This window comes from Pseudoalteromonas sp. PS5 (assembly GCF_004103255.1).
GTDB classification, from domain to species: domain Bacteria; phylum Pseudomonadota; class Gammaproteobacteria; order Enterobacterales; family Alteromonadaceae; genus Pseudoalteromonas; species Pseudoalteromonas peptidolytica.
On record NZ_RCSQ01000262.1, the window covers coordinates 1 to 2,881 of the forward strand.

The window sequence follows — 2,881 nt, forward strand, 5'->3', positions numbered from 1 at the left end:
TTTAGTTGTTCTAAATGAGAAATTTTTAACGCTGTTAGCGTCAGATTTACTCCTTCAAATTGAGCAAGTATTAAGTCAAATTGGTATTAAGTCTCCTAAAAAGGTAAAAGTTTCACTCTACATGCCCAAGCTCCAGTTCTAGCGAGCAGTTTGCTAGCAAATCCAGACTGGCCTAGCAATTTCCATAGATTAGCAGGTGTTACGGTACAATTGCTTCCTCTCAGCTAGATATAGTGAAGGTTTTCAGCAGTAATAGTTGGTTAAGTTTGGATCCTGGTGATCCACACCTTCACAAGGTTTTGTATTCATCCAGAGAGGTTTTTTAATTAAAGTAGTTGTTGAAAGCTTAAAAAAAGCTGTATGCCGTATACCTTAGAGAAACTAGCGGATAGGGGCTAAGGTCGTTTACTCGTCACCTGAGTAACAAGTCTTTCTAACGCAAATTCATACTTTCCGTATTAAAAAACAGGACAATTTAAAAGCAAATGTTTGCTAACTATCTCAATGTTGTTATTATTTTTTTACTTGCAATGTAAGCAAGTTGAAAATTCAGATTGTCATTAAGGATAAAAAAATGAAATTAAAAGTAAAAAAGAAAAACATGTTAAACCTATCTGATAACAAGTCATTAAACCAAAAACTGACACCACAAGTTGCGGGAGGCGGATTTACTTCCAGTTGGTTTAAAGAGTTAAGTAAAGCATATTGCGACATTGCAAAATAACTTAAACCATGGGTGATAGAACAACTAGGTAGGCTTCTCTTATAGTGTAAAGATAAGACTTGCCATTAAGGGTTGATATATCTACATGATTTGGAGCGTTTTAGCTCCTTTTTCACTTTATTTCTTGCTTAGAGATGAGCATAAAGCCGTATGACATTCGTACTATCCTATTGTTTTGATTAGTCACAAAACTTCTTATTTAGAACAGCTTAGAAGCAAAATTTTTGCCTTGCTTACAGGACGTAGTTACCGCGGTAATAGCAGGACGCGGGCGCGGTGTTATCGACAAGACTTTCTCGCCTCAATATAGACCTCTTAATTAAGATAATTGGTTTAAGGCTGTTATAGCGATGGTGTTAATCGATAGTGGGAATTACGGCTAAGAGGCTCTCAATGGAAGTTAGATGATATAAGTCGAGCTTCTGAGCTTTTTACGCGTTTAAGCTCGCCTCATATCACCTTTAATAAAGCTTAATTGGAGTTAAGTTCAAACTCTATTCTGATGGAAGCGCCACCATCATATATACCACTGTCTATCAATTGTTCGTATGTTTGGCGTTGAAACACATTGATAAGGTCAATGTAATTACCTTCATGATTATAATCGTAAAGGTTAAATGAGAGGTACATAGAACTTTCATCCATCGTCTCATCAGTGAGAATATCACCAAATTCCAAATCAGGGATTGTTCCTTTAGCTTCAGAGTTGATATACCAACTTACCGCACCATGCTTGTAATCATTAAACCCTATCCTATATTGTACTCTGTCAGCACTGGGTACAGCGTTGGTGTAATCATAAGATAATACGTTACTATTTGATGATACTAGGGCATTAACAAAGCTGTTTGAAAACTCATAACCAACATCGTAGGCCGAAATCTTCTGCGGTTGATCTAAGTGACCATTTTCGTCTATATGCTGATATGCAGTATTAAAGCTCTTAAAGTTACCCTCTGCAAAGCTGTTTTCCTCAAAGCTTGCAAGAGAAAGTAAGTTGGTATCTGCAATAGAGGGGTAGATATAAAGATTATCTTTGGTTCTATATGAAACTTGATGAAAAACAGAGCGGTTATCAATGGCACCACGTATGTTAACAGTCCCCATACTATGCTCATCAATGTGTGAGTAGTCGACTTTAACGCCTTGATGAATAAAGTCAGACTCTTTTACACTGATTGCTCCGGAAGAGAGATCAAATTTCGCCGCTTTTGAGCCGCCAAAGTATGGCGTTTTGATTGAAAGATAAGCGAGTTTATCCTTGCTACACATTGGCAATACGTCATCAGCAACATCAATATGAATTGGGCGGCGATTTACCCCCTCCAAAATAGCATCAGGTGCAGATATTTTAAGTTCAGAAATATCGACTTGCGCCTCATATGTACATGAACAAGAGTCATCACTGTTATAAAAACTGAGTCTATCTAGTGTTAATCCGTTAGAAACATCAAGATACGTGTCGACATAAGTCACCTTTTCACCATCATTGTTTTTCGTTGGTATTATGACAGAGATATGTTGTGTCCCTTGGGGAATATCGGTATCTATCTTCCCTTGATTGTCAGATTTTGTGGTACCGTTTACGGCACCATCAAGTTTATGGAATACAACATCAAAAGCTGGTCGAGTGACTTCACCGCACGAGTTAGTCACGCTAGTCATTGTTGTGAATTTTGCTAGAGCAGCACTGCTGCTTCCTGAACCTTGTGTACTGTTGTTATTATTACTACCGCCACAAGCTACTAATGAAGAGATAAGCGCAAGCGCGATGAGTGTTTTTGTAGTTCTCATTGATTTAGTCCATTATTGAATCAGTGCAGATGCTACCCAAAATCAGGAACAAAGTATAGCGCTGTTTCGGACTTATCCTTGATAATTACTATATAAATTAATCGATTATAAACTTGTACTGTTTTAGAGTAAGAAGCAAAAAAGATTTCTACTTACTATGTAATCTGGTGTTTGGGTGCTGGCTAAATCATTGCTTCTTCTACATACCTTATTCCAAATTAAACACTTCTTTGAAATGATCCCATAAGCCCAGTGATTCACCAGCAAAGATATCAATACCTAGCCAAGACTTTAATAAGTAAAGCGCAACAAACAAGATCCCAAGCAAAATAACACTGAAGACAAGTAGCGTGATTAAAAAAA

The 2,881-nt window shown here is 37.2% G+C and carries 2 protein-coding genes; one reads left to right on the plus strand and one right to left on the minus strand.

The features are described 5' to 3' along the window. The first annotated feature begins 574 nt into the window (after positions 1–574). Positions 575–724: a hypothetical protein gene (locus D9603_RS21765; protein WP_161972780.1), complete on the plus strand. Its 150-nt coding sequence runs from the start codon at positions 575–577 to the stop codon at positions 722–724. A gap of 471 nt (positions 725–1,195) precedes the next feature. Here the strand turns inward: D9603_RS21765 and D9603_RS21550 are convergent, their stop codons facing one another. Beyond that, a complete protein-coding gene (locus D9603_RS21550; RefSeq protein ID WP_128732857.1) occupies positions 1,196–2,518 on the minus strand; it encodes a hypothetical protein in 1,323 nt (440 codons plus the stop codon). Between the last annotated feature and the right edge of the window lie 363 nt (positions 2,519–2,881).

What these genes read in the sequence shown, in the direction of transcription:
- D9603_RS21550 (WP_128732857.1), bottom strand. Translation starts at nt 2,518, where the DNA reads ATGAGAACTACAAAAACACTCATCGCGCTTGCGCTTATCTCTTCATTA.
- D9603_RS21765 (WP_161972780.1), top strand. Translation starts at nt 575, where the DNA reads ATGAAATTAAAAGTAAAAAAGAAAAACATGTTAAACCTATCTGATAAC.